General features: G+C 63.5%; 22 protein-coding genes. 18 read left to right on the top strand and 4 right to left on the bottom strand.

Annotated elements, in window-relative coordinates; translation table 11 throughout:
- The first annotated feature begins 5 nt into the window (after positions 1-5).
- Positions 6-806 (top strand): Crp/Fnr family transcriptional regulator, encoded by an 801-nt coding sequence (locus M5B96_RS08095; RefSeq protein ID WP_248796159.1) that lies wholly within the window; start codon positions 6-8, stop codon positions 804-806.
- Positions 807-1,047: 241 nt separating this feature from the next.
- Here the strand turns inward: M5B96_RS08095 and deoC are convergent, their stop codons facing one another.
- Complete coding sequence (gene deoC / locus M5B96_RS08090) at positions 1,048-1,830, bottom strand: deoxyribose-phosphate aldolase (RefSeq protein ID WP_248796158.1); 783 nt, start codon at positions 1,828-1,830, stop codon at positions 1,048-1,050.
- Positions 1,831-2,035: 205 nt separating this feature from the next.
- On the opposite strand from deoC, the gene M5B96_RS08085 reads away from it, so the two are divergent.
- Positions 2,036-2,353, top strand: a complete 318-nt coding sequence (locus M5B96_RS08085; RefSeq protein WP_248796157.1) for a Rieske (2Fe-2S) protein — start codon at positions 2,036-2,038, stop codon at positions 2,351-2,353.
- A 4-nt stretch (positions 2,354-2,357) separates the two neighbouring features.
- Here M5B96_RS08085 and sfsA read toward each other — a convergent pair whose 3' ends face one another.
- On the bottom strand, positions 2,358-3,065 hold the full coding sequence (gene sfsA, locus M5B96_RS08080; RefSeq protein WP_248796156.1) for a DNA/RNA nuclease SfsA: 708 nt from the start codon (positions 3,063-3,065) through the stop codon (positions 2,358-2,360).
- Positions 3,065-4,237, bottom strand: a complete 1,173-nt coding sequence (locus M5B96_RS08075; protein WP_248796155.1) for a pyridoxal phosphate-dependent aminotransferase — start codon at positions 4,235-4,237, stop codon at positions 3,065-3,067. Before M5B96_RS08075 ends, sfsA begins: the two co-directional genes overlap by 1 nt.
- Positions 4,238-4,676: 439 nt before the next feature.
- Here M5B96_RS08075 and dksA point away from each other — a divergent pair, with 439 nt between their 5' ends.
- The 16 genes from dksA (at position 4,677) to M5B96_RS07995 (ending at position 25,281) form a co-directional block, all read left to right on the top strand.
- A complete protein-coding gene (gene dksA / locus M5B96_RS08070) occupies positions 4,677-5,123 on the top strand; it encodes an RNA polymerase-binding protein DksA (protein WP_100939578.1) in 447 nt (148 codons plus the stop codon).
- Between the two features lie 102 nt (positions 5,124-5,225).
- Positions 5,226-6,116 (top strand): tRNA glutamyl-Q(34) synthetase GluQRS, encoded by an 891-nt coding sequence (gene gluQRS / locus M5B96_RS08065; protein WP_248796154.1) that lies wholly within the window; start codon positions 5,226-5,228, stop codon positions 6,114-6,116.
- Between the two features lie 77 nt (positions 6,117-6,193).
- Positions 6,194-6,370, top strand: coding sequence for a hypothetical protein (locus M5B96_RS08060; protein ID WP_003176118.1), 177 nt, complete (start codon positions 6,194-6,196; stop codon positions 6,368-6,370).
- Complete coding sequence (locus M5B96_RS08055) at positions 6,354-9,308, top strand: sensor histidine kinase (protein ID WP_248796153.1); 2,955 nt, start codon at positions 6,354-6,356, stop codon at positions 9,306-9,308. Before M5B96_RS08060 ends, M5B96_RS08055 begins: the two co-directional genes overlap by 17 nt.
- Before the next feature lie 22 nt (positions 9,309-9,330).
- On the top strand, positions 9,331-10,761 hold the full coding sequence (locus M5B96_RS08050; protein WP_248796152.1) for a sigma-54-dependent transcriptional regulator: 1,431 nt from the start codon (positions 9,331-9,333) through the stop codon (positions 10,759-10,761).
- Positions 10,762-11,526: 765 nt separating this feature from the next.
- Positions 11,527-12,915: a polynucleotide adenylyltransferase PcnB gene (locus M5B96_RS08045; RefSeq protein ID WP_248796151.1), complete on the top strand. Its 1,389-nt coding sequence runs from the start codon at positions 11,527-11,529 to the stop codon at positions 12,913-12,915.
- A 4-nt stretch (positions 12,916-12,919) separates the two neighbouring features.
- Positions 12,920-13,402 carry a 2-amino-4-hydroxy-6-hydroxymethyldihydropteridine diphosphokinase gene (folK, locus tag M5B96_RS08040; RefSeq protein WP_248796150.1) on the top strand — a complete coding sequence of 161 codons (483 nt, stop codon included), beginning with the start codon at positions 12,920-12,922 and terminating at the stop codon, positions 13,400-13,402.
- 398 nt (positions 13,403-13,800) lie between these two features.
- Entirely contained in the window at positions 13,801-14,601 is an 801-nt protein-coding gene (gene panB / locus M5B96_RS08035; RefSeq protein ID WP_248796149.1) for a 3-methyl-2-oxobutanoate hydroxymethyltransferase, read from the top strand.
- Entirely contained in the window at positions 14,598-15,458 is an 861-nt protein-coding gene (gene panC / locus M5B96_RS08030; protein ID WP_248796148.1) for a pantoate--beta-alanine ligase, read from the top strand. Before panB ends, panC begins: the two co-directional genes overlap by 4 nt.
- Before the next feature lie 71 nt (positions 15,459-15,529).
- A complete protein-coding gene (panD, locus tag M5B96_RS08025; protein WP_248796147.1) occupies positions 15,530-15,910 on the top strand; it encodes an aspartate 1-decarboxylase in 381 nt (126 codons plus the stop codon).
- A 249-nt stretch (positions 15,911-16,159) separates the two neighbouring features.
- On the top strand, positions 16,160-17,824 hold the full coding sequence (pgi, locus tag M5B96_RS08020) for a glucose-6-phosphate isomerase (RefSeq protein ID WP_248796146.1): 1,665 nt from the start codon (positions 16,160-16,162) through the stop codon (positions 17,822-17,824).
- Between the two features lie 201 nt (positions 17,825-18,025).
- Positions 18,026-19,963 (top strand): acetate--CoA ligase, encoded by a 1,938-nt coding sequence (gene acs, locus M5B96_RS08015; RefSeq protein ID WP_248796145.1) that lies wholly within the window; start codon positions 18,026-18,028, stop codon positions 19,961-19,963.
- A 45-nt stretch (positions 19,964-20,008) separates the two neighbouring features.
- On the top strand, positions 20,009-20,881 hold the full coding sequence (locus M5B96_RS08010) for an oxygenase MpaB family protein (RefSeq protein ID WP_248796144.1): 873 nt from the start codon (positions 20,009-20,011) through the stop codon (positions 20,879-20,881).
- A 45-nt stretch (positions 20,882-20,926) separates the two neighbouring features.
- Positions 20,927-21,943, top strand: a complete 1,017-nt coding sequence (locus M5B96_RS08005; protein WP_248796143.1) for a class I SAM-dependent rRNA methyltransferase — start codon at positions 20,927-20,929, stop codon at positions 21,941-21,943.
- A gap of 108 nt (positions 21,944-22,051) precedes the next feature.
- On the top strand, positions 22,052-24,985 hold the full coding sequence (locus M5B96_RS08000) for a DUF748 domain-containing protein (RefSeq protein WP_248796142.1): 2,934 nt from the start codon (positions 22,052-22,054) through the stop codon (positions 24,983-24,985).
- Complete coding sequence (locus M5B96_RS07995) at positions 24,982-25,281, top strand: DUF2845 domain-containing protein (protein ID WP_412548590.1); 300 nt, start codon at positions 24,982-24,984, stop codon at positions 25,279-25,281. The genes M5B96_RS08000 and M5B96_RS07995 overlap by 4 nt, the downstream gene beginning before the upstream one ends.
- A gap of 150 nt (positions 25,282-25,431) precedes the next feature.
- Here M5B96_RS07995 and M5B96_RS07990 read toward each other — a convergent pair whose 3' ends face one another.
- The gene (locus tag M5B96_RS07990; protein WP_248796141.1) at positions 25,432-25,785 is read right to left on the bottom strand and encodes a BON domain-containing protein; all 354 of its coding nucleotides are present in this window, start codon (positions 25,783-25,785) and stop codon (positions 25,432-25,434) included.
- Positions 25,786-25,900 lie beyond the last annotated feature (115 nt).

The following is a 25,900-nucleotide window of genomic DNA, read 5'->3' as shown; positions in this document are numbered from 1 at the left end:
TTGGCATGTATTTACTTGGGGAGCAACCGGCCTACGCCGATGAACTGATCAATCGCCTGCAGGCAATCCCGGCGCAACTGCTCAAAGGCATGACCCCCTGCGCGCCCCCACTTGAGCTTGAGCAAATCGCTGACCTCGGTGCCTTGCTGCCCTCCGATCAGGTATTCCTGATCGACAGCGGCCTGCTGCACGCCCGGGTCGATGAGCGCGCGCTGTTCTATTTGCACGAAGGCGACCTGGTCGGCTTGCGCCAGGGCATCGACTGGCCGCGCTGCGTGTTGAGCAGCGACAACCCACTGCGCCTGATCCCCTATCGGCGCAGCGAGCTCTTCGCCCATATCTACGCCGACGAAAGCCGCGCCGAAGCGCTACTGCGCTACCTGATCGGCCAGACCGCCCTGCTCTCCGATGCCGTCACCCGCCTGAAACAGCCGGAGTTTCGCAGCAGCAACGGCTTCCAGCAGGTGGCCAGCGGCGAGGTGATGATCCGCCAGGGCGACGATGCCGACCATGTCTTCATCATTACCGACGGACATGCCGAGGCCTTTGTCGACGGGCACAAGGTCGGCGACGTGCCCAAGGATGAGATTTTCGGCGCCATGGCAGTATTCACCGGCGAAAAACGCAGCGCCAGCGTGATCGCCAGCCAGCCTTGCACGGTCATGCTGATCCCCAAGGAGCAATTCCTCAGCCTGACCCAGAGCAACCCGCGCATCGCCCACAGCCTGATCGAGAGCATGGCCCGGCGCATCGATCTGCTGAACAAGGAAGTCACGCGCCTGAGCGCCATCGGCACACCGCGCTGAACCGTTGCTACCGCGCCCAACCGTCCGCCGCGGTGCCGCGGACGAACGGTCGATAAAAACACATTGACTTAGAAATGAGAATCGTTATGATTACCACAACTGATCGCGAGATCGGTTGGATTTTCTGGAAGGCCCTGGTTCGGACTCCCGGATTATCTCCTCATCAGGCTAATCACGGTTATTGACCCGGCTTTTTGCCGGGTCTTTTTTTGCCTGCTGGAAAAGCCGGCAATCCAGCCCTTCAGGCCTCCCCGACCTCGGGCGCCAGCGAGCATTGCAATTTCCCGAGCAACTCATCCAGCAGCCCCGAAGCGCCGAGCCGCACGTGATCGGCGTTGACCCAGGCCGACCCGAAACGCGCGCGTGCCAGTTCGATATAGGTCCGCGCATCGTCGAACGTGCGGATACCACCGGAGGCCTTCAGCCCCACCAGTCCGCCACGCTCGGCAATGGCTTCAAGCATGATGCGCACGGCCTGCTCGGTGGCATTGACCAGGACCTTGCCGGTACTGGTCTTGAGAAAATCGGCCCCGGCGGCAATCGCGTCCTGGCTGGCCTGGCGGATCATCTGCGGATCGCGCAGTTCGCCGGTTTCCAGGATCACCTTGAGCCGGGCACGGCCCGCGCAGGCGTCACGGCAGGCGGAGACCATGCTTATGCCGGTCTGCACATCGCCCATCAACAATGAGCGGTACGGATAGACCAGGTCCACCTCATTGGCGCCGGCGGCGAGCGCCTCCAGGGTTTCGGCAACCGTCGCGGCGACATTCGGCCCGCCGTGGGGGAAGTTGACCACCGTGGCGACCCGGATCGCCTGCCCGCCGAGGATATCGAGGGACCGCCGCGCCAGGCCGACGAAACGTGGAAACACGCACACCGCCGCCACCGGGCCGAACGGTGTCTGTGCCCGCTGGCACAGCGAAATGATGCGCTCGGCATCGTCGTCGCCACCCAGCGAGGTCAAGTCGAGCAGGCCAATGGCCTGGCGTGCCAGTTGTTGATCAGCTTCGTTCATCTGCTTCATCTTCACTCCCAACCCGAGTCGTTGCATAACCGTGACGAGCGTCCGTGCCCACCTTCACAGGACTGGGCAGCCGGATGGCGCGAAATACGTTATGGGAGCCACAATAAAGGACTCGCCTTCGCCGGGGCATATCTCAGCCAAAGACAAAGACTCGGCTCACACTAGAACAAGAAACATCCCACGCCACCCAACCCCAAGGATCACGATGAAGTTTCTCTGCGACTCGAACAGCCTGGCCGACAACAGCAGCCGTGGTTTTGAAGTCGACGGTCGGCCGCTGCTGGCCGTGCGCCGTGATGGCCGGGTCTACGTCTACCAGAACCGCTGCCCGCACCGCGGCATTGCCCTGGAGTGGCGCCCCGACCAGTTTCTCGACCCCAGCGCCAGCCTGATCCAGTGCGCCACCCATGGCGCGCTGTTCCTGATCGAAAGCGGTGAGTGCGTGGCCGGGCCTTGTGCCGGGCAGTCACTGGTAGCCATATCCTGCACCGAGAACGCCCAGGGCATCTGGCTGACGCCGTGAGCCGCTAGAGCAGCACCGGCAAACGACGATCGACGCGGATCGCCCGCGGCGTCAGGCTCACCCCATAGGCCAGCACCTCGACCCCGGCCGCCACCGCCTCGCGCAGGGCCGCGGCATAGCCCGGGTCAATCTCCTCGGCCGGCCGTACCGCCTCGATGCCGGTCAGGTTCACGCAATACAACTGCACCGCACGCACACCTTCGCGCGCCAGGCAGGCCAACTCGCGCAAATGCTTGGCGCCGCGCTGGGTCACCGCATCCGGAAACGCCGCCACCGCCGTGCCATCAAAGCCGAGGGTGACGCTTTTGACTTCGACGAACGCCGAGCCCGTCGGATAGTCGAGGCGAAAATCGATCCGGCTGTTCTCCTGGCCGTAGGCCACCTCACGCTTCAAGCCGGTGAAACCGTCCAGCTCGCGGATGAGCCCGGCGCGCAGCGCTTCCTCGACCAACGGGTTGGCCCGCCCGGTATTTACGCAGGCCAGCCGCCCCTGTGGGGTTTCGCCGATTTCCCAGGTGCCGGGCAACTTGCGCTTGGGATCGCTGGAGCGGCTGAACCAGACCTGCCCGCCCGGGACCATGCAATTGAGCATCGAACCGGTATTGGGACAGTGAATGGTCAGCAACTCGCCGGAGGCGGTTTCGATATCCGCCAGGAAGCGTTTGTAGCGCTGGATCAGACGACCTTCTTCGAGGGCAGGAGAAAAATCCATCAGCCTTGCCAGCTCCGCAGGCCCCGGGCAATCCGTTCCACCGCCTGTTCCAGTCGCGGCAGGCTCTGGGTGTAGGCAAACCGCACATGATGGCTGGCCAGGTGACGACCGAAGTCCAGTCCCGGAGTAAAGGCCACGTGTTCGGTTTCAAGGAAGTGACGGCAGAACGCGAAGGCATCGCCGCCGAACGCGCTGATATCGGCGTACAAGTAGAAAGCCCCCTGGGGCTCCACGGCAATGCCGAAACCCAGCGCGCGCAACGCCGGCAGGAGGAAGTCGCGACGGCGACCGAACTCGGCCCGACGCTCTTCGAGAATGCTCAGGGTCGCCGGCTCGAAACACGCCAACGCCGCATGCTGGGCCATGCTCGGCGCGCTGATATAGAGGTTCTGCGCGAGCTTTTCCAGGTCCGCCACGGCTTCCGGCGGCGCCACCAGCCAGCCGAGCCGCCAGCCGGTCATGCCGAAGTACTTGGAGAAGCTGTTGAGCACGAAGGCGCTGTCATCGACTTCCAGCACGCTCGCCGCATCGCAACCGTAGGTCAGGCCGTGATAGATCTCGTCCACCACCAGATGGCCATGACGCTCCTTGACCGCCGCCGACAGCGCCGCCAGCTCGTCCCGCGTCAGCAGGGTCCCGGTGGGGTTGGCCGGCGATGCCACCAGGGCACCGACACTGTCCTGATCCCAGTGACGGGCCACCAGGTCGGCGGTGAGCTGATAGCGTACCTCCGGACCGACCGGCACCAGCTGCGCGGCCCCCTCGACCAAACGCAGGAAGTGCCGGTTACACGGATAGCCCGGATCGGCCAGCAGCCAATGTTTGCCGGGGTCCACCAGCAAGCTGGTGGCCAACAGCAAGGCACCGGAACCGCCCGGGGTGATCAAAATACGCTGTGGATCGATATCCAGCTTGTAGCGCTGCTGATAGAAGCCCGCGATCGCCTCGCGCAATTGCGGCAGCCCGCGCGCCGCCGTGTAACGGGTCTGGCCAGACTCCAGCGCGGCCTGGCCGGCGCGAATGATCGGCGCGGCCGTGGAGAAGTCCGGCTCACCGATCTCGAGGTGGATCACATCATGCCCGGCCGCCTGCAATTCGTTGGCGCGCGCCAGCAGGGCCATCACATGAAAGGGTTCGATCGCGCGGCTGCGCGCACTGTAGTGCTGAGACATTGGCCTTCCTTGATTTGACAGGGGAATGGGCGATAAAGCGATTCTACCCAACCTCGGCCGCACTGGAATGTTTAAAGCATCCGACGCTCCCGGCAAGATTGGCTAAAATAAACAATTAATCATTGCTTCATGAAGCTGACGCCTTCCATTCGGCATACATTGTCCCGCTGTAGGAGCTAGCGTGCTCGCGAAGGTCGATGGCACACCGCTGGGTATCAGGCCCCTGGCGTTATCGATGACGACCATCGCGAGCAAGCTCGTGCCTACAAGAGGGGCGTTCAGTCACGACGTTCGGCTCGCCAAGTCCAGCCTCGACAACCGGGAGTAGCGCACCCCGATTCGATCTGGTAAGTTCGCCCGCTTGCAGCCGCAGGGCCGGCAGGTGTCGGTGAAGTTGAAATCCTGCGCAATGGATTAGAAGAGTAGAGGCGGTCCATTCATGCCCACCCAAGCAAAGCAGCAAAGCACTGAGCCAAAGATCGGCGGCTTCGAACCCTATGTTGAAAGCAAGGGCGAGGAGTACATGGGCGAGCCCATGCGCAAGCACTTCACCAAGATCCTGCAGAAATGGAAGCAGGAACTGATGCATGAAGTCGACCGCACCGTTGATCATATGAAGGACGAAGCGGCGAACTTCCCTGACCCGGCCGACCGTGCCAGCCAGGAAGAAGAGTTCAGCCTCGAACTGCGCGCCCGCGACCGCGAGCGCAAGTTGATCAAGAAAATCGACAAGACCCTGCAGCTCATCGAAGACGAAGAGTATGGCTGGTGCGAGTCCTGTGGCGTCGAGATCGGCATCCGCCGGCTGGAAGCCCGACCGACCGCCGACATGTGCGTCGACTGCAAGACCCTGGCGGAAATCAAGGAAAAACAGGTCGGCAAGTAATCCCCGCCGATACCTGAGCAAACGGAGCGTGCACACGCTCCGTTTTCGTTTGCGCCGCCGGCGCAGTCTATCGCCTACGGGTTTTCCAGTAATATCCGAACCATGACTGCCACTCCCGCCTATATCGGCCGCTTCGCCCCCACGCCCAGCGGCCACCTGCATTTCGGTTCGCTGGTCGCCGCCCTGGCCTCGTACCTCGATGCGCGCTCGGTCGGCGGACGCTGGCTGCTGCGCATGGAAGACCTCGATCCGCCCCGCGAAGAGCCCGGCGCCCAGGCGTCGATCCTCGATACCCTGCAACGCTACGGCTTCGAATGGGACGGCGCGCTGGTCCGCCAGAGCGAACGCCATCACGCTTATGCCCAGGTCCTGGAGCGCCTGTTCAGCCAGGGCCTGGCCTACGCTTGCACCTGCTCGCGCAAGGACCTGGAGCCCTATCAGGGGATCTACCCGGGCTTGTGTCGCAACCTCGGCCACGGCATCGACAATGCCGCCATCCGCCTGCGCGTACCGGAGCTGAGCTATCGCTTCGAGGACCGGGTCCAAGGCCCGTTCCAGCAGCACCTGGGCCGTGAGGTCGGCGACTTCGTGATCCGCCGCCGCGACGGGCTCTACGCCTACCAACTGGCGGTGGTGCTGGATGACGCCTGGCAAGGGGTGACCGATATCGTCCGCGGCGCCGACCTGCTGGACTCCACGCCACGCCAGCTGTACCTGCAGGAACTGCTCGGGCTGCCGCAGCCGCGTTACCTGCACGTGCCGCTGATCATCCAGCCGGACGGCCACAAGCTCGGCAAATCCTACCGTTCGCCACCCCTCGCGGCCGACCAGGCAACGCCCTTGCTGATGCGCGCCCTGCGGACACTGGGACAACGCCCGCCCGTCGCACTGGAACAGGGCACGCCGCGAGAGGTGCTCGACTGGGGTATCGGCCATTGGGATGCCACACTGATTCCCGGGACAGCCACCCTGGCCGAAGCGCAATTGCACTGACGCCCCTTGCAGGTTGGCGCCCATCCGTTACCATCGCCGCACGTTTTCGGGCACGCACACAACAAAGAGAGGCCGGGATGTACATCTATCGCTTGGTCCTGCTGCTGGTGGTCGGGATCTACCTGTTCTCGCCGGCCATCATGGACTGGTGGATCGACGCCACCGGCGCCTGGTATCGCCCTTATCTGCTCTGGCTGATCCTGATCGTCGTGACCTTCATCCTGCAGAGCCAAAAAGATGCCGATGAGCTTTAGCCTGACCCAGATGCTGCTGATCAGCGCCGCGTACCTGCTGGCGCTGTTCGGGGTGGCCTGGATCAGTGAACGCGGAGTGATCCCACGCTCGATCATCCGCCACCCGCTGACCTACACCCTGTCCCTGGGCGTCTACGCCAGTGCCTGGGCGTTTTATGGCACGGTGGGCCTGGCCTACCAGTACGGCTACGGTTTTCTCTCCAGCTACCTGGGGGTTTCCGGCGCCTTCCTGCTGGCCCCGGTGCTGCTCTACCCGATCCTGAAGATCACCCGTACCTACCAGCTCTCGTCCCTGGCCGACCTGTTCGCCTTCCGTTTTCGCAGCACCTGGGCCGGCGCCCTGACCACGGTGTTCATGCTGATCGGCGTGCTGCCGCTGCTGGCCCTGCAGATCCAGGCGGTGGCCGATTCCATCGGTATCCTCACCCGCGAACCGGTGCAGCATCGGGTGGCCCTGAGCTTCTGCGCGCTGATCAGCCTGTTCACCATCTTCTTCGGTTCGCGCCATATCGCCACCCGGGAAAAGCACGAAGGCCTGGTGTTCGCCATCGCCTTCGAGTCGGTGATCAAGCTGATCGCCATCGGCGGGGTCGGCCTGTACGCCTTGTACGGGGTGTTCGACGGACCGCAGCAGCTTGAGCTCTGGTTGCTGCAGAACCAGACCGCCCTGGCCGCGTTGCACACACCGTTGCAGGAAGGCCCGTGGCGCACCCTGCTGCTGGTGTTCTTCGCCTCGGCCATCGTGATGCCGCACATGTATCACATGACCTTCACCGAGAACCTCAACCCACGCTCGCTGGTGAGTGCCAGCTGGGGCCTGCCGCTGTTCCTGCTGCTGATGAGCCTGGCGGTACCGCTGATCCTCTGGGCCGGACTCAAGCTCGGCGCCACCACCAACCCGGAATACTTCACCCTCGGCATCGGCATTGCCGCCAACAACCAGGCCCTGGCCCTGCTGGCCTACGTCGGCGGGCTCTCGGCGGCCAGCGGACTGATCATCGTCACCACCCTGGCGCTGTCCGGCATGGCCCTGAACCACCTGGTGCTGCCGCTCTACCAGCCGCCGGCCGAAGGCAATATCTATCGCTGGCTGAAGTGGACGCGCCGCGCCCTGATCGTCGCCATCATCATGGCCGGCTATGGTTTCTACCTGCTGCTGGGCGCCGAGCAAGACCTCGCCCACCTGGGCATCGTCGCCTTCGTCGCGACCCTGCAATTCCTCCCCGGCGTACTCTCGGTGCTGTACTGGCCGACCGCCAACCGGCGTGGTTTCATCGCCGGCCTGCTGGCGGGGATCCTGGTCTGGCTGGTGACCATGCTGCTGCCGCTGATCGGCAACCTGCAGGGTTTCTATATTCCGTTGTTGAACATGATCTACGTGCTCGACGACACCAGCTGGCATATGGCGGCCATCGCTTCCCTGGCGGCCAACGTGCTGATGTTCACCCTGATCTCGCTGTTCACCAGCGCCAGCCCGGAAGAAGCCAGCGCCGCCGAAGCCTGTGCGGTGGATAATGTGCGCCGCCCGCAACGCCGTGAGCTGCACGCTGCCTCGCCACAGGAGTTCGCCACCCAACTGGCCAAGCCGCTGGGCGCCAAGGCCGCGCAGAAGGAGGTCGAGCAGGCCCTGCGCGATCTCTACCTGCCCTTCGACGAGCGTCGCCCCTACGCCCTGCGCCGCCTGCGTGACCGCATTGAAGCCAACCTCTCCGGGCTGATGGGCCCGAGCGTGGCCCAGGACATGGTGGAGACCTTCCTGCCCTACAAGGCCGGCGGCGAAAGCTATGTCACCGAAGACATCCACTTCATCGAAAGCCGCCTGGAAGACTACCACTCGCGTCTCACCGGCCTTGCCGCCGAGCTCGACGCCCTGCGCCGCTACCACCGCCAGACCCTGCAGGAACTGCCCATGGGCGTCTGCTCGCTGGCCAAGGACCAGGAGATCCTGATGTGGAACAAGGCCATGGAGGAGCTCACCGGCGTGGCCGCGCAACGCGTGGTCGGCTCGCGCCTGAGCACCCTCGGCGAGCCGTGGAAGGACTTGCTGCAAGGCTTTATCAACCTGCCCGACGAACACCTGCACAAACAGCACCTGGCCCTCGACGGCCAGACCCGCTGGCTGAACCTGCACAAGGCGGCCATCGACGAGCCACTGGCGCCGGGCAACAGCGGCCTGGTGCTGCTGGTCGAGGACCTCACCGAAACCCAGATGCTCGAAGACAAGCTGGTGCACTCCGAGCGCCTGGCGAGCATCGGTCGGCTGGCGGCCGGCGTGGCCCACGAGATCGGCAACCCGATCACCGGCATCGCCTGCCTGGCGCAGAACCTGCGCGAAGAGCGCGAGGACGATAGCGAACTGACCGAAATCAGCGGGCAGATCCTCGAACAGACCAAGCGCGTCTCACGCATCGTCCAGTCGCTGATGAGCTTCGCCCACGCCGGCAGTCACCAGCATAACGACGAAGCCGTCTGTCTGGCCGAAGTCGCCCAGGATGCCATTGGTCTGCTGGCCTTGAACCGGCGCAACTTCGAAGTACAGTTCTTCAACCTGTGCGATCCCGAGCACTGGGTCGACGGCGATTCCCAGCGCCTGGCCCAGGTGCTTATCAACCTGCTCTCCAATGCCCGCGACGCCTCACCCGCGGGTGGCGCGGTGCGGGTCAAGAGTGAAGCTTTCGAGCACACCGTCGACCTGATCGTCGAGGACGAAGGCACTGGTATCCCGAAGAACATCATGGACCGATTGTTCGAACCCTTCTTCACCACCAAGGATCCTGGCGAGGGCACCGGACTGGGCCTTGCTCTGGTCTATTCCATCGTTGAAGAGCATTATGGACAAATCACCATCGACAGCCCGGCTGACATCCAAAGCCAACGTGGCACCCGTATCCGGGTCACCCTGCCGCGTCATGTCGAAGCGACGTCCGCTGTGAACTGAGACCGTCGAGAGAACCGAATCAATGCCGCACATTCTGATCGTCGAAGACGAAACCATCATCCGCTCCGCCCTGCGTCGCCTGCTGGAACGAAATCAGTACCAGGTCAGCGAAGCCGGTTCGGTGCAGGAAGCCCAGGAACGTTTCAGTATCCCCTCGTTCGACCTGATCGTCAGCGACTTGCGCCTACCCGGCGCCCCCGGCACCGAACTGATCAAGCTCGGCCAAGGCACGCCCGTGCTGATCATGACCAGCTACGCCAGCCTGCGCTCGGCCGTGGACTCGATGAAAATGGGCGCGGTGGACTACATCGCCAAGCCTTTCGACCACGACGAGATGCTCCAGGCCGTAGCCCGCATCCTCCGTGATCGCCAGGGCGGGCAAGCAGCCCCGGCAGAGAAAGTCGCCGGCAAGGGCGCGGCGGAAAAAGCCGGCGCCGGCAACAGCAATGGTGAAATCGGCATCATCGGCTCCTGCCCGCCGATGCAGGACCTCTACAGCAAGATCCGCAAAGTCGCGCCCACCGACTCCAACGTGCTGGTCCAGGGCGAGTCGGGCACCGGCAAGGAGCTGGTGGCCCGCGCCCTGCACAACCTGTCCAAGCGCGCCAAGGCACCGATGATCTCGGTCAACTGCGCGGCGATTCCGGAAAGCCTGATCGAGTCCGAACTGTTCGGCCACGAAAAAGGCGCCTTCACCGGAGCCAGCGCCGGTCGCGCCGGCCTGGTCGAAGCGGCGGACGGCGGCACGTTGTTCCTCGATGAAATCGGCGAACTGCCCCTCGAAGCCCAGGCGCGTCTGCTGCGGGTATTGCAGGAAGGCGAGATCCGCCGTGTCGGCTCGGTGCAGTCGCAGAAAGTCGATGTGCGCCTGATCGCCGCGACCCACCGCGACCTCAAGAGCCTGGCCAAGATCGGCCAGTTCCGCGAAGACCTTTACTACCGCCTGCACGTTATCGCGCTGAAACTGCCGGCCTTGCGCGAGCGCGGCGCCGACGTCAACGAGATCGCCAATGCCTTCCTCGCCCGCCAGAGCGCGCGGGTGGGGCGCACCGACCTGCGCTTCGCCCCCGATGCCGAGCAAGCCATCCGCCATTACGCCTGGCCGGGTAACGTCCGCGAACTGGAGAATGCGGTCGAGCGCGCGGTGATCCTGTGCGAAAGCCCGGAAATTTCCGCCGACCTGCTGGGCATCGACATCGAGCTCGGCGATCTGGACGAAGAAGAATTCATCGGCCTGGCGCCGCAACAGGCCAGCGCCAGCAACGCCAGCCACGAGCCCACCGAAGACCTGTCGCTGGAAGACTACTTCCAGCACTTCGTCCTCGAACACCAGGACCATATGACCGAGACCGAGCTGGCACGCAAACTCGGGGTCAGCCGCAAGTGCCTGTGGGAACGGCGCCAGCGCCTGGGCATTCCACGGCGCAAGACCGGGGTGGCCAGCGAGAGCTGAGTCGGGCGCGCCCACAGGTAACACCGCACCAGGTGAAAAAACTGTTACCCCAGGATTTTCACGTAACAAAAGCCGGGTCTATCGGTAACGACGATCCGGCTTTTTTTCGCCTGGGAAAAACCATTTCCTCGGGAAAGCCCAATGTTTACGGGGCCTCGAAAAAGTTGGCACGGCACCTGCTATAGCTTTGGTACAAGAACAATAACAAGCACCGCACCAGACAATAAAAACAAGACGTATCGACTCACGCACAATAAAAACAACACGGCGAGAGACGCAGCTAACTGATTCTTTTGGAGAAGTACTGTAATTGGGGCTTGCCCCACGACCAGGCCGAGAACAACAAAAACTGCCCTCAAAGCAGCGCCTGAACTGGTTGGATCCTCTGGATCATGACACTACAGCGATCAAAGCAATCCGTTTGCTCTTGGCTCCCGATTGGGAGTGCCCACAGGCGAGAAGCCTAGTGGCATAGGGCGATCAACAAAAACAAGAAGCCCGAAACCATAATAAAAATAGAGCACGCAACTACTTCTGGGGGAGCTTCGGCTCCCCTTGTAGTTTCCGCGATACCAACCTCCTCCACCCCGCTCTCGATTGATTGATTTGCAGCCTTCGCGAGACGCCCGGCTGGCCCTCTCCCTCCGGCCCCTGGCCGATACTGCGGCGGCTTCCTACACCATCCCTCGACTAAATGCTAGAATCCTCGCCCATCGTGCGGTCATTCCTTGAGGTGGCCGAATATTCCTTCAAACAGTGCCTCCCATGCTGAAGAAGCTGTTCCAGTCATTACGTTCTCCCTCGCGTCGAACGCAACATAAACGCAGCACCCCTGAAGTGCTCAATAGCAGCCAACACTCGCTGCAAAAGGCCCAGTTCAGCCGGTACGCGGTGAATATCGTCGAACGCCTGCAGAACGCCGGTTACCAGGCCTACCTGGTCGGCGGTTGCGTGCGCGACATGCTGCTCAACATCACGCCCAAGGATTTCGACGTCGCCACCAGCGCCACGCCGGAGCAGATCCGTGCCGAATTCCGCAACGCCCGGATCATCGGTCGGCGCTTCAAGCTGGTGCATATCCACTTCGGCCGGGAAATCATCGAAGTCGCGACCTTCCGCGCCAACCACCCGCAGGATGAAGACGAGGACAGCAACCAGTCCTCGCGCAACGAAAGCGGGCGGATCCTGCGCGACAACGTCTACGGCACCCTCGAAGACGACGCCCAGCGCCGCGATTTCACCATCAACGCGCTGTATTACGATCCGGTCAGCGAGCGCATCCTCGACTACGCCAACGGCGTACACGATATCCGCAACCGCCTGATCCGCCTGATCGGCGACCCGACCCAGCGTTACCAGGAAGATCCGGTACGGATGCTGCGGGCCGTGCGCTTCGCCGCCAAGCTGGACTTCGGCATCGAGAAGCACACCGTCGCGCCGATCCGCAAGCTGGCGCCGATGCTGCGCGAGATCCCCTCGGCCCGTCTGTTCGAAGAAGTGCTCAAGCTGTTCCTCTCGGGTTATGCCGCCGACACCTTCGAGATGCTGGTCGATCTCAAGCTGTTCGATCCACTGTTCCCGGCCAGCTTCGAGGCCCTCGAACACAACCCGACCTACACCCACACGCTGATCAGCGAAGCCTTGATCAACACCGACCTGCGCATCCAGCAGAACAAGCCGGTGACCCCGGCGTTCCTGTTCGCCGCGCTGCTCTGGCCGGCCCTGCCTGGCCGCGTATTGCGCTTGCAGGCGAAGGGTATGCCGCCGATTCCGGCGATGCAGGAAGCCGCCCACGAGTTGATCAGCGAACAGTGCCAGCGGATTGCGATTCCGAAGCGCTTCACCCTGCCGATCCGCGAGATCTGGGACATGCAGGAACGCCTGCCACGGCGCAGCGGCAAGCGTGCCGACCTGCTGCTGGACAACCCGCGCTTCCGCGCCGGCTACGACTTCCTGCTGCTGCGCGAAACCGCCGGCGAGCAGACCGAAGGCCTGGGCGAATGGTGGACCGATTACCAGGATGCCAATGATGCCGGTCGACGCGACATGATCCGCGACCTGGGTAGCAAGGACGACGCTACCGGCAGCGGCCCGCGTAAACGTCGGCGCAGTACGGCCGGCAAGCGCAAGCGGGCCAGCGGTACGGACGAGTAAGTCGATGGATCGCGTGTATATCGGCCTGGGCAGCAATCTGGCGGACCCGGCGGAGCAACTGCGCAACGCCATCCAGGCCTTGGCGCAACTGCCCGACACGCTGCTGGTGGGAGTTTCGGCGTTCTACCAGAGCGATTCGCTGCTGCCCGGCCAGCCGCGCTACACCAATGCCGTCGCCGCCCTCGACAGCGATCTCACGCCCCTGGCGCTGCTGGATGCGCTGCAGGCCATCGAAATCGACCAGGGTCGTGAACGGCATGAGCGCTGGGGACCACGGACCCTCGACCTGGATATCCTGTTGTTCGGTGAACGACTGATCGACGAACCGCGCCTGAAAGTCCCGCATTACCATATGCAGGCCCGACCGTTCGTGCTCTATCCCCTGGCGGAACTGGCCCCGGCGGATTTGCGACTGGCCGATGGCCGCAGCCTCAAGGCGCTGCTGGCGGATTGCCCGTTCGTCGGCCTGGAACGCCTTCCCCAGTAAGCACAAACCCTGTGGGAAAACACAAAGCCTATGGGGGAAACATGGAACCTGTGGGAGCGGAGCTTGCCCGCGAAGCTTTTAGCGCCCTTGAGGGCCCCTTCGCGGGCAAGCTCCGCTCCCACAAAAAGCCGGCGTTGCCAACCAGACTGCCTGCTACCCCCGCTGCTGAATCGCATCAGTCATGCCGGTAACACTCACGGCGTAACATTGCGGTAACACACACGATTGACTTCCCAAGTTCTCCTCACGACTATAGGCGTCCCGTTGCCGCCCCTGCGGCGTTTGAAGGGCGCAATCCAGGCTTTGCAAGCACGACACCAGAACGTGCGCCTGTATACACGACGAATCACGCGCGTTACTCGCAGTCATTTGCACGGCGCCTGAATGAGGACTTTTTCATGCCAGACATTACCCTGACCACCCTGCAAGGCCTCAAGCAAAAGGGTGAAAAAATCACCATGCTGACTTGCTACGACGCGACCTTCGCCCACGCCAGCTGCGCAGCCGGTGTCGAAGTGCTGCTGATCGGCGATTCGCTGGGCATGGTTACCCAAGGGCATGACAGCACGCTGCCAGTTACCGTCGCCGACATCTGCTATCACACCGCCAGTGTCAAACGCGGCAACCAGGGCGCTTTCATCATCGCCGACCTGCCGTTCATGGCCTACGCCACCCTCGAGCAGACCTTTCACAACAGCGGCCTGCTGATGCAGGCCGGTGCGCATATGGTCAAGGTCGAAGGCGCCGCCTGGCTCGCCGAATCCATCCGTCAACTGGCCGAACGCGGCGTCCCGGTGTGCGTGCACATGGGCCTGACCCCACAATCGGTGAACCTCTTCGGCGGCTACAAGGTCCAGGGTCGCGGCGAAGCCCAGGCGCGGCAGATGCGCGCCGACGCCATCGCCCTGGAACAGGCCGGCGCGGCGATGATCCTGCTCGAATGCGTGCCGAGCGAACTGGCCGCGGAAATCACCCAGGCGGTAAAAGTTCCGGTGATCGGCATCGGCGCCGGCAGCGCCACCGACGGCCAGGTCCTGGTCCTGCACGACATGCTCGGCCTGTCCATCAGCGGTCGCGTGCCCAAGTTCGTGAAGAACTTCATGCTCGGCCAGGACAGCCTGCACGGCGCCCTGAGCGCTTATGTCAGCGAAGTCAAGGCCGCCACTTTCCCTGGGATCGAACACGGGTTCAGCGCATGAATACAGTCAAGACCGTTCGCGAACTGCGCGCCGCCGTGGCTCGCGCCCGCAGCGAAGGCAAGCGCATTGGTTTCGTGCCGACCATGGGCAACCTGCACAGCGGCCATGCGGCCCTGGTGACCAAGGCCGCCCAACGCGCCGACTTCGTGGTGGCGAGCATTTTCGTCAACCCGCTGCAATTCGGCGCCAACGAAGATCTCGACAAGTACCCGCGGACCCTCGTCGCCGACCAGGAGAAACTGCTCCAGGCCGGCTGCCATCTGCTGTTCGCCCCCAGCGTCGAGGAGATGTACCCCGGTGGCATGAGCGGCCAGACCCGCGTCAGTGTCCCGCAACTCTCCGAAGGCCTGTGCGGCGCCAGCCGTCCCGGACATTTCGAAGGCGTGGCGACGGTGGTCAGCAAACTCTTCAACATGGTCCAACCAGACCTGGCGGTGTTCGGCCAGAAGGACTTCCAGCAACTGGCGGTGATCCGCCAGTTGGTGCATGACCTGAACATGCCGATCCAGATCATCGGCGAACCGACCGTGCGCGCCGACGACGGCCTGGCGCTGTCCTCGCGCAACGGCTTCCTCAGCGAAGAACAGCGGGCCAAGGCACCGGCGCTGTATCGCAGCCTGAAGCAGATCGCCGCCGCCATCGAACAGGGCGAACGCGACTACCCCAAGCTGTTGGCCGAGCAAGCCCGGCAGATCGAAAGCGCCGGTTTCCGGCCCGACTACCTGGAAATCCGCCACGCCTTGAACCTGCGCCCGGCGACAGCCGAGGACCGTGACCTGGTGATCCTGGTCGCCGCCTTCCTCGGCACCACGCGCCTGATCGACAACCTGCACCTGAACCTCGACAGCCCGGCCTGACAGCCCGATTGCCCGGCCCCACGGCTTCGGGCAAACTGCCGCCGCACGAGGATCCGACCGAGGAAACATCCATGCACGCCATCATGCTCAAAGCCAAACTGCATCGCGCCGAAGTCACCCACGCGGTGCTCGATTACGAAGGTTCCTGCGCCATCGACGGCGAATGGCTGGACCTGGCCGGGATCCGTGAGTACGAACAGATCCAGATCTACAACGTCGACAATGGCGAGCGCTTCACCACCTACGCCATTCGCGGCGAGGAAGGTTCGCGGATCATCTCGGTGAACGGCGCCGCCGCCCACAAGGCCGCCGTCGGCGACCGGGTGATCATCTGCGCCTATGCCCATTACAGCGACGCCGAGTTGGTCAACTTCAAGCCGCGCATGCTGTACATGGCCCCGGGCAACGAACTGAGCCATACCAGCCACTCGATTCCGGTGCAGCTCGCCTGATCGCGGTCCGACCCGGCACGCGAAAACGCCTTTCGTCCCCGAGAGTGCGAAAAAGTACCGAGTAAAGGTCAGACAAAGCCAAGACAGATGCAGGCGCGAGCGGTACTGTAATCGCCCCTGCATCATTCCACCGTGCTGACGCAGGTTGCCGGACACTGCCACAGATAGAAAGCAGGACGTTCCGGCGTTTCTGGTGTCCAAAAAGCCAAATGTCCAAAAGGCAGCTCTCGTAAAAGGAAACCCGCAGCGATGGCGTACTACCGCACTCCTCACGACGTGACCAGCCTGCCCGCTTGGCAGGCGTTGAACCAACACCGCGACAACATGCACGATTTCAGCATGCGCGAAGCTTTCAATGCCGATCCGCAGCGCTTCAATCAGTTCACCCTCAGCAGCTGCGGGTTGTTTCTCGACTACTCGAAGAACCTGATCACCCAGGAAACCCGCAACCTGCTGGTGGGCCTGGCCAATGAAGTCGACCTGCAAGGCGCGATCAAGTCGCTGTTTGCCGGTGAACTGGTCAACGCCTCCGAAGGTCGCCCGGCCCTGCACACCGCGCTGCGCCGCCCGGTTGGCGACAAGCTCTCGGTCAACGGCGTCAACGTGATGCCCGACGTGCACAAAGTGCTGAACCAGATGACCGAGCTGGTCGGAAAGATCCACGACGGCCTGTGGCGCGGCTACTCCGAGAAGCCGATCACCGACGTGGTGAACATCGGTATCGGTGGTTCGTTCCTCGGTCCGGAACTGGTTTCCGAGGCGTTGCTGTCCTACGCCCATAAAGGCGTGCGTTGCCATTACCTGGCGAATATCGATGGCAGTGAGTTCCACGAACTGTCGGCGAAGATCCGCGCCGAGACCACCCTGTTCATCGTCTCGTCGAAAACCTTCACCACCCTTGAAACCCTGAAGAACGCCCGTGCCGCACGTGACTGGTATCTGGCCCAGGGCGGCTCCGAAGCGGAGCTGTACAAGCACTTCATCGCGGTCTCGAGCAACAACGCCGCCGCCGTGGCCTTCGGCATCCGCGAAGAGAACATCTTCCCGATGTGGGACTGGGTCGGCGGGCGTTACTCGCTGTGGTCGGCCATCGGCTTGCCGATCGCCCTGGCCATCGGCATGTCGAACTTCAAGGAGCTGCTGTCCGGGGCCTACACCATGGACCAGCATTTCCAGACCGCGCCGTTCGAACAGAACATGCCGGTGCTGCTGGCCTTGCTGGGTGTCTGGTACGGCAACTTCTGGGGCGCGCAGAGCCACGCGATCCTGCCGTACGACCACTACCTGCGCAACATCACCAAGCACCTGCAACAGCTGGACATGGAATCCAACGGCAAGAGCGTGCGCCAGGACGGCACCCCGGTGTCCACCGATACCGGCCCGGTGATCTGGGGTGGCGTCGGCTGCAACGGCCAGCACGCCTACCACCAGTTGCTGCACCAGGGCACCCAGTTGATCCCGGCCGACTTTATCGTGCCGATCGTCAGCTTCAACCCGGTCGCCGACCACCATCAGTGGCTGTACGCCAACTGCCTGTCGCAGAGTCAGGCGCTGATGCTCGGCAAGACCCGCGGCGAAGCGGAAAGCGAGCTGCGTGACAAAGGCCTGAGCGAAGCCGAGGTGCAGAAACTGGCACCGCACAAGGTGATCCCGGGCAACCGTCCGAGCAACACCTTGGTGGTCGAACGCATCAGCCCGCGGCGTCTCGGCGCCCTGGTGGCGATGTACGAACACAAGGTCTTCGTGCAGAGCGTGATCTGGGGCATCAATGCCTTCGACCAGTGGGGTGTGGAGCTGGGCAAGGAACTGGGCAAGGGCGTCTACAACCGCCTGACCGGCAGCGAAGAGTCCTCGGCCGAAGATGCTTCGACCCAGGGCCTGATCAACTATTTCCGCGGTCGTCATCGCGGCTGATCACCTGCTCCCGCAGTAGCCTGTGTGTACACAGGACCTGTGGGAGCGGAGCTTGCCCGCGAAGGCGCCCTTGAGGACGCCAAAAGCTTCGCGGGCAAGCTCCGCTCCCACAAGGACCTGCGTCGACCTTTTATCCGCTTGAACCCCACCGCAACAGGGTGCACCCTTGAGTCTTGTCGTAGACAAGAACAAGGAATCGCCATGTTCGATCTTCGCACCTATCCCCAGGCCGACGCCGTGCGCCAGGCCGCGCAGTTGAGCCAGGCCGACTACCGGCGCCTCTACCGCCAATCCATCGACCACCCCGACCGCTTCTGGGCCGAACAGGCCAAACGCTTTCTCGACTGGTCCAGACCCTGGGACAGCGTCCAGCACTGCGACCTGCACAGCGGCCAGGCCAGCTGGTTCGCCGGCGCGCAACTGAATGTCAGCTACAACTGCATCGACCGCCACCTCGCCACCCGTGGCGAGCAGATCGCCCTGATCTGGGAAGGTGACAACCCCCTCGAATCGGCGCAGATCACCTACCGCAAACTGCACCACAACGTCTGCCGCCTGGCCAATGTGCTCAAGGCCCGCGGCGTGAAAAAAGGCGATCGGGTGTGCATCTACATGCCGATGATCCCCGAAGCCACCTACGCCATGCTCGCCTGCGCGCGCCTTGGTGCCATCCACTCGGTGGTCTTCGGCGGCTTCTCCCCCGACGCCCTGCGCGATCGTATCCTCGACGCCGACTGCCGTACGGTGATCACCGCCGACGAGGGCGTGCGCGGCGGCAAATACGTGCCCCTCAAGCAAAATGTCGACCAGGCGCTGCTCAGTTGTCCGGATGTCAGCAGCGTGCTGGTGGTGGAACGCACCCAGGCCGAGGTGAACTGGGTCGCGGGCCGCGACCTCTGGTACCACGAAGCCCTGCATGGCATCAGCGACGACTGCCCGGCCGAACCGGTGGACGCCGAGGACCCGCTGTTCATCCTCTACACCTCCGGCAGCACCGGCAAGCCCAAGGGTGTGCTGCACAGCACCGGCGGCTATCTGTTGCAAGTCGCCATGACCTTCCAGTACGTGTTCGACTATCGCCCCGGCGAAGTCTTCTGGTGCACCGCCGACGTCGGCTGGGTCACCGGCCACAGCTATATCGTCTACGGCCCCCTGGCCAACGGCGCGACCAGCCTGATCTACGAAGGCGTGCCGAACTATCCGGATGCCTCGCGCTTCTGGCAGGTCATCGACAAGCACCAGGTGAATATCTTCTACACCGCGCCCACCGCCCTGCGGGCCTTGATGCGCGAAGGCCCGGCAGCGCTGGAAAACACCTCGCGGGCCAGCCTGCGCCTGCTTGGCAGTGTCGGCGAGCCGATCAACCCGGAAGCCTGGGAATGGTATTTCAATGCGGTCGGCAAACAGCGTTGCCCCATCGTCGACACCTGGTGGCAGACCGAGACCGGCGGCATCATGCTCACCCCGCTGATCGCCAACAGCCGGATCAAACCCGGTTGCGCGACCCAGCCGATGTTCGGCGTGCTACCGGTCCTGCTGGATGACCAAAGCCAGGAAATCAGCGGCGCCGGCAGTGGCGTGCTGGCCCTGAAAAGCAGTTGGCCGGGGCAGATCCGCAGTGTCTATGGCGACCCGCGGCGCATGCTCGAAACCTATTTCAAGCCCTACCCGGGCTACTATTTCACCGGCGACGGCGCCCGCCGCGACGAGGACGGCGACTACTGGATCACCGGCCGCATCGACGACGTGATCAATGTCTCCGGCCACCGCATCGGCACCGCCGAAGTGGAAAGCGCCCTGGTGCTGCATGACCGCGTCGCCGAGGCCGCGGTGGTCGGTTATCCCCATGACCTCAAGGGCCAGGGCCTGTATGCCTTCGTCACGCCGATGAAGGGCGTGGAAGCGGATGAGGCCCTCAAGCAGGCACTGCTGGCCCTGGTCGGCAAGGAGATCGGCAGCTTTGCCAAGCCGGACCTGATCCAATGGGCCCCGGCCTTGCCGAAAACCCGCTCGGGCAAGATCATGCGGCGTATCCTGCGCAAGATTGCCAGCAACGAGCTGGACAACCTGGGCGACACCTCGACCCTGGCCGATCCGGGAGTGGTCAGCGGCCTGATCGAGCAACGCCTGAATCCCTGAACCCGGGCGGCGCACACGCTGCGTCGCCCTCTTGACCGAGCCAGCATGGAATTCCTTCGCAGTCGTATCGAAACCCAGATCATGAGCCTGACCGGACTGTCCCTGGGCATGCTCGACCTGGAAAACCCCAAGGGCGACCCCGGCCTCTTCGGTCCGGACTCCGTGAGCTGGCAGGTACATGGCGACTTCAGCAGCATGCTGATCGGCGGGATCAGCGCCCTGATGCTGCAAGCCCTGCACCCGCTGGCGCTGGCCGGGGTCTGGGATCATTCGAATTTTCGCCAGGACATGCTCGGGCGCTTGCGCCGCACCAGCCAGTTCATTGCCGGGACCACCTTCGGCTCGCGCAAGGACGCCGAGTGGCTGATCGACAAGGTGCGCACCATCCACCTGCAGGTGGTCGGCACCGCGCCGGATGGCCGGCCCTACGCCGCCAGCGATCCGGAGCTGCTGACCTGGGTGCATGTAGCCGAGGTCAGCAGCTTCCTCAAGGCCCATCTGCGCTACCGCAATCCGCATCTGTCCGCCGCGGACCAGGACCGTTATTACGCTGAAATCGCCCTGATCGCCGAGCGCCTGGGCGCGCGGGACGTGCCGCGCTCGCGCCAGGCCATCGCCGAGTACTTGCAACACATGCGCCCGCAACTGCTCTGCGATGCCCGTAGCCGCGAGGTCTTGCGCCTGCTGCTGGCCGCCCCGGCGCCGAGCCGCCTGGCCCAGCCGTTCGGCAACCTGATGATGCAGGCCGGCATCGACCTGCTGCCGGACTGGGCCGGCGAAATGCTCGGCCAGTCGCAAAACCCGCTGCAACGCCAGGTCATCCGCGCCGGCGTCAAACGCAGCGCGCCGTTGTTGCGCTGGGCCATGCGCAACGGCTCCGCCCAGCGCGCCAAACGCCGCATGGGCCTGATCCCCTGAAGGCTGGTAAACTTGCGCGCCAAATCCGACCCCAAGGCGCCGTGCATGTCTTCCTTGAACCAGGCGCTGCGCGCCGCCCTCGATCATCGCCAGGACCTGCTGGCCGAGCTGCACAGTCAGGGCACCGACTGCTATCGCTTGTTCCATGGCAGCCAGGAAGGCGCCGGCGGCCTGACCATCGACCGCTACGGCCCACAGCTGATGGTGCAGACCTTCCACCAGACCCTGGCACGCGAAGACCTGCTCGCCCTGCACGCGGCGATCAACCAGCACCTGCAACTGGACACCCTGCTGGTCTACAACGATCGCTCCCGGGGCAACTCGCGGATCGATCGGGAAGACCCGGTCTATCGCGCCGAAGAGGCCGCCCTGGCCGACCTGGTCGGTCATGAAGGCAGCCTGAACTACCGCGTCCGTGGCCGCCACGCCGGCCAGGACCCACTGCTGTTCCTTGACCTGCGCAACGCCCGCGCCTGGGTCCGCCAGCACAGTGCCGGCAAGCGCGTGCTGAACCTCTTCGCCTACACCTGCGGCGTCGGCCTCAGCGCCGCGGCCGGCGGGGCCAGCGAGGTCTGCAACCTGGACTTCGCCGAGGGCAACCTGGCGGTCGGCCGGGAGAACGGCCAGCTCAACCCGCACCTGCTGGAGATGGACTTCATCCAGTCCGACTACTTCCCCGCGATTCGCCAGCTCGCCGGCCTGCCCATCAGCCAGCGCAGAGGCCAGAAACTGCCCAGCTACCAGCGCCTGGAACAGCGCCAGTACGATCTGGTGCTGCTCGACCCGCCGGCGTGGGCCAAGAGCGCCTTCGGCACCGTCGACCTGCTCCGCGACTACCAGAGCCTGCTCAAGCCGGCCCTGCTGGCGACCGCCGAGAACGGCGTGCTGATCTGCTGCAACAACCTGGCGAAAGTCAGCCTGGAAGACTGGCGCGAACAGGTCCTGCGGTGCGCGGAAAAAGCCGGGCGCCCGGTCCGCGAATGGCAAGTGCTGGCGCCCGCCGCCGACTTCCCTTCCCGCGACCAGCAACCGCCGCTGAAGACCTTGATTCTGCAGCTCTAGGAATCACTCGCAAACAACCATTTTTCCGTCGCAACAAGGGCTTGCTTCGGAACCGTAAACGCATGCCATACTCCAAGGCACCTTCGACTCAGAGAGACGACGCCTCACATGCCCAAAGGATTGAAACGCGCCCTCGGCGCCTTGTTGACCGGCCTCGCGCTGTATACCGTGCTCGGGTTCCTGATCATCCCCGGCGTTGGCCTGCGCATCGCCAACCAGCAACTGGCGAACTACGCCACGGTACCCGCCAAACTGCAGCGCCTGGAGTTCAATCCCTTCAGTCTCGAACTGACCCTGTGGGGCCTGAATATCGGCGAACCGGGCAAGGAGCAGGTCGCCTTCGAGCGCCTCTACGTCAACCTGCAGATCGACAGTCTCTGGACCCACGCCCTGCACCTGGCCGACATCCAGCTGGACAAACCCAACACCGAGGTGACGTTCAGCAAGGACGGCAGCCTGAACCTCGCCCAGTTGTTCAAGCTGCCGCCCAGCCAACCGACCCCGACCGCGCCCGCCTCCGACAGCAAGCCGTTCCCGCTGCGTATCGACCAGATCGGCCTGGCCGGAGGGCGCCTGCATTTCCAGGACCTGCGCCCCAGCGAACCGATCGAGTTCACTTACACGCCGATGGACCTGGCGCTGAAGAACCTCAGCACCCTGCCTGAAGACAACGCCGACATGACCCTGGTGGCCATCGGCGGCGAAGGCGGACGGATCGACTGGAAAGGCAACCTGAGCCTGGTGCCCGTCACCTCCGAGGGCTCGCTCAAGATCACCGACAGCCAGATGAAAGCCTGGTGGCCCTATGTCCGCGATGCCCTGCCGCTGGTGCTGGAAAACGGTGTCGTCAACCTCAGCACCGACTACAAGTTCAGCCTGGCCAAAGAAACCGAGCTGCTCCTGAGCAACACCGCCGTCAGCGTCGCGCCCTTTGCCATGAAGGCACCGGACGGACGCCCGCTGGTCCGCCTGGAGCGCCTCGACGTCAGCGAAACCAGCGTCGACCTGGGCAAACAACAGGTCGTCGTCGGCAAGATCCGCAGCAACAAGCTTGAAACCTGGGCCGCCCGCGAGAAGGACGGGCAGCTCGACTGGCAGAAACTCTTCGCCGCGCAACCGGCCAAGCCGGCGCCCAAGGAAGCACCCGCCGCCTCCGACAGCGCCAAGACCACGGCGCCGGCCCCGAGCAAGCCCTGGCAGGTCCTGCTCAAGGATGTGCAACTGCGCGACTACCGCGTGCACCTGGCCGACCGCGCGCCGAAAACCCAGGTGGCCCTGGAGCTCGGTCCACTGAACCTGGACCTGGAGAATTTCGACAGCCTCAACCAGTCGCCCTTCACCCTCAAGCTCGATACCGGGCTGGGCAAGCAGGGCAAGATCCTCGCCAGTGGCGAAGTCAACCTGAACCCGGTCAGCGCCAAGCTCAAGGTCAATACCCAGGACATCGACCTGCGGGTGGCGCAGGCCTATGTCGAGCCGTTCATTCGCCTGGAAGTGCGCAGCGGCATGCTCGGCAGCGACCTCGCGGTCAACCTGAAAAGCGTCGACCCGCTGGCCTTCAGCGTGATCGGCAAGGCCCAGGTCGACCAATTGCACACCCTCGACACCCTCAAGAGCCGCGACTTCGTCAAGTGGCAGAAACTGACGATCGATGGCCTGAGCTATCAGCACGGTGACAGCCTCTCGATCGACAAGGTCAATCTGCTGCAACCCTATGCACGCTTCATGATCAACGATGACCGCACCACCAACATCGATGACCTGCTGATCCCGCAACCGCCGGCGAGCAAGTCGGCGGAAAAGCCCAAGGCACAAGCCACGGCATCGAGCAGCAAGCCGCTGGGCATCCACGTTGGCGGCATTGCCATCAATGACGGTTCGGCCAACTTCGCCGACTTCAGCCTGACCCCGCACTTCGCCACGGCGGTCCAGCAGCTCAACGGCCAGATCGGCACCATCGACAGCCGCCAGCCGAAGCCGGCAGGCGTCGATATCCAGGGCAAGGTCGACCGCTACGCGCCGGTGACCATCAAGGGCGCGCTGAACCCGTTCGACCCGATGGCCAGCCTGGATATCGCCACCAGCTTCAAGCGCGTCGAGCTGACCACGCTGACCCCCTACTCCGGCAAGTTCGCCGGCTACCGTATCCGCAAGGGCCGGCTCAATCTCGACGTGCACTACCTGATCACCAAGGGCCAGCTGAAAGCCGAAAACAAGCTGGTGGTCGAACAGCTGCAACTGGGTGAGAAGGTCGACAGTCCGGATGCCGTGGACCTGCCGATCAAGCTGGCAATTGCCCTGCTCAAGGATTCCGACGGCAAGATCTCCATCGAACTGCCGGTGAGCGGCGACCTCAACAACCCGCAGTTCAGCGTGATGCCGATCATCTGGCAGACCCTGCGCAACCTGATCGTGCGGGCCGCCACCGCGCCCTTCAAGTTCATTGGCGGGCTGATCTCCGGGGGCGACTCCCAGGACCTCAGCAACGTGTCCTTTACCCCTGGCTCCAGCGAGCTGAGCGGCGATGCCCAATCGTCCCTGACCAAGCTGGCGGCGGCCCTGAAGGAGCGCCCCAACCTGCGCCTGGAGATCGAAGGCACCGCGGCCCAGAGCAGCGATGGCGCGTTGATCGCCGAGCAGCGCCTGGATCGCGAATACCAGGCCACCTACTACAAGATGCTCCAGCGCCGTGGCGACAAAGTGCCGGCCCAGGCGTCGATGATCCAGGTGCCGGAAAGCGAGAAAGCACCGATGCTCGAAGGTATCTATCGCACCTTGCTCAAACAGCAACCCCCTGCCGAATGGGCCAAGCTGGGTAACAACGAACGCACCGCCAAACTGAAGGCCGGGGTGATCAGCGCCTGGAGCGGCAATGAGCCACTGCTGCGCAAGCTCGGTCAGGACCGCGCCAGCAGCATCAAGGACTTCCTGGTGGACAAGGGCCAGTTGGCTGATGATCGCGTGTACTTTATCGACGCCAACCTCGGCGAGGCGCAAAGCGATGGCCGCGTCGTCACCCCACTGCACCTGGATAGCGAATGAGCATGTTCAAGCCGCTGATGTTCGGCCTGGCCCTGGCGTTGCTCGCCGGCCAGGCCCAGGCCGACACCTTGCGTTGCGGCAGCCAGTTGATCAGCGTGGGCGACCGCAAGTCGGAGGTGCTCGGCAAATGCGGCGAGCCGCGCTCCCAGGACCTGGTGGGCTATCAACGCAGCTTCGACCGACGCACCGAGGTGCAGATCGAAGAGTGGGTCTATCCGCAGAGCGGCGGCATGGTCCAGTACCTGCGCTTCGTCGGCGGGCGCCTGGAGAGTATCGACAGCAAGCGCGGCAACTGACCCCCCACAATAAACAGGCCCCGACGCATAACGTCGGGGCCTGTGGCTGGTCACTCCCTGTGACCCATCGCTTGAACCTCAAGGTTCAGCAGGTGTACGGCAACACCACTTGCTTCACCCTGAAGCGGGTTCAGACGAAATCCATCAGCATCACTCGGTTTTCAGGCCAGCGGCCGAAACGTCCTTGACCCCTTTGATGCTCTTGGTGATCTGGACTGCCAGGTCTTTCTGCTGGGAGGTCACCGGCGTCATCGACGACAGGGAAACCACACCTTTGTTGGTTTCTACCTTGATGTCGGTACCCGGGATGCCTTTTTCAGTGACCAGGTCAGCCTTGACCTTGGTGGTGATCCAGGTGTCGGAAGTCTCTTCCTTGGCCTTGGTGACTTCACCGGCCGCGACAACCATCGGAGCTTGAGAAGTCGGTTGGGCAGCAAATGCAGCGTTGGCCAAGGTCAGGGTCAGGACGGTGGCAGTGGCGGCGGCGATAGCGAACTTCTTCATACAAGTAACTCCTGTTCTTCTGGAAAAGTCTGCGCCGTAGTCCTGGCGGCAGGGTTATCTGTAAGGTTGCAGGCGCTGTGCCAACCCCAGAAAACAGAATAAAACCATTTAAATC

Origin of the sequence: Pseudomonas sp. MWU13-2105 (assembly GCF_023242315.1) — a bacterium.
Taxonomy (GTDB): domain Bacteria; phylum Pseudomonadota; class Gammaproteobacteria; order Pseudomonadales; family Pseudomonadaceae; genus Aquipseudomonas.
The sequence above is the reverse complement of the archived record's forward strand: the minus strand, read 5'-3'. Positions and strand labels throughout refer to the sequence as shown.

What these genes read in the sequence shown, in the direction of transcription:
- M5B96_RS08005 (WP_248796143.1), top strand. Translation starts at nt 20,927, where the DNA reads ATGTCTTCCTTGAACCAGGCGCTGCGCGCCGCCCTCGATCATCGCCAG.
- M5B96_RS08060 (WP_003176118.1), top strand. Translation starts at nt 6,194, where the DNA reads ATGTACATCTATCGCTTGGTCCTGCTGCTGGTGGTCGGGATCTACCTG.
- sfsA (WP_248796156.1), bottom strand. Translation starts at nt 3,065, where the DNA reads ATGGATTTTTCTCCTGCCCTCGAAGAAGGTCGTCTGATCCAGCGCTAC.
- M5B96_RS08045 (WP_248796151.1), top strand. Translation starts at nt 11,527, where the DNA reads ATGCTGAAGAAGCTGTTCCAGTCATTACGTTCTCCCTCGCGTCGAACG.
- M5B96_RS08095 (WP_248796159.1), top strand. Translation starts at nt 6, where the DNA reads ATGTATTTACTTGGGGAGCAACCGGCCTACGCCGATGAACTGATCAAT.
- panB (WP_248796149.1), top strand. Translation starts at nt 13,801, where the DNA reads ATGCCAGACATTACCCTGACCACCCTGCAAGGCCTCAAGCAAAAGGGT.
- M5B96_RS08075 (WP_248796155.1), bottom strand. Translation starts at nt 4,237, where the DNA reads ATGTCTCAGCACTACAGTGCGCGCAGCCGCGCGATCGAACCCTTTCAT.
- M5B96_RS08050 (WP_248796152.1), top strand. Translation starts at nt 9,331, where the DNA reads ATGCCGCACATTCTGATCGTCGAAGACGAAACCATCATCCGCTCCGCC.
- M5B96_RS08085 (WP_248796157.1), top strand. Translation starts at nt 2,036, where the DNA reads ATGAAGTTTCTCTGCGACTCGAACAGCCTGGCCGACAACAGCAGCCGT.
- M5B96_RS08000 (WP_248796142.1), top strand. Translation starts at nt 22,052, where the DNA reads ATGCCCAAAGGATTGAAACGCGCCCTCGGCGCCTTGTTGACCGGCCTC.
- M5B96_RS07990 (WP_248796141.1), bottom strand. Translation starts at nt 25,785, where the DNA reads ATGAAGAAGTTCGCTATCGCCGCCGCCACTGCCACCGTCCTGACCCTG.
- panC (WP_248796148.1), top strand. Translation starts at nt 14,598, where the DNA reads ATGAATACAGTCAAGACCGTTCGCGAACTGCGCGCCGCCGTGGCTCGC.
- M5B96_RS08055 (WP_248796153.1), top strand. Translation starts at nt 6,354, where the DNA reads ATGCCGATGAGCTTTAGCCTGACCCAGATGCTGCTGATCAGCGCCGCG.
- acs (WP_248796145.1), top strand. Translation starts at nt 18,026, where the DNA reads ATGTTCGATCTTCGCACCTATCCCCAGGCCGACGCCGTGCGCCAGGCC.
- dksA (WP_100939578.1), top strand. Translation starts at nt 4,677, where the DNA reads ATGCCCACCCAAGCAAAGCAGCAAAGCACTGAGCCAAAGATCGGCGGC.
- gluQRS (WP_248796154.1), top strand. Translation starts at nt 5,226, where the DNA reads ATGACTGCCACTCCCGCCTATATCGGCCGCTTCGCCCCCACGCCCAGC.
- folK (WP_248796150.1), top strand. Translation starts at nt 12,920, where the DNA reads ATGGATCGCGTGTATATCGGCCTGGGCAGCAATCTGGCGGACCCGGCG.
- pgi (WP_248796146.1), top strand. Translation starts at nt 16,160, where the DNA reads ATGGCGTACTACCGCACTCCTCACGACGTGACCAGCCTGCCCGCTTGG.
- panD (WP_248796147.1), top strand. Translation starts at nt 15,530, where the DNA reads ATGCACGCCATCATGCTCAAAGCCAAACTGCATCGCGCCGAAGTCACC.
- M5B96_RS08010 (WP_248796144.1), top strand. Translation starts at nt 20,009, where the DNA reads ATGGAATTCCTTCGCAGTCGTATCGAAACCCAGATCATGAGCCTGACC.
- M5B96_RS07995 (WP_412548590.1), top strand. Translation starts at nt 24,982, where the DNA reads ATGAGCATGTTCAAGCCGCTGATGTTCGGCCTGGCCCTGGCGTTGCTC.
- deoC (WP_248796158.1), bottom strand. Translation starts at nt 1,830, where the DNA reads ATGAAGCAGATGAACGAAGCTGATCAACAACTGGCACGCCAGGCCATT.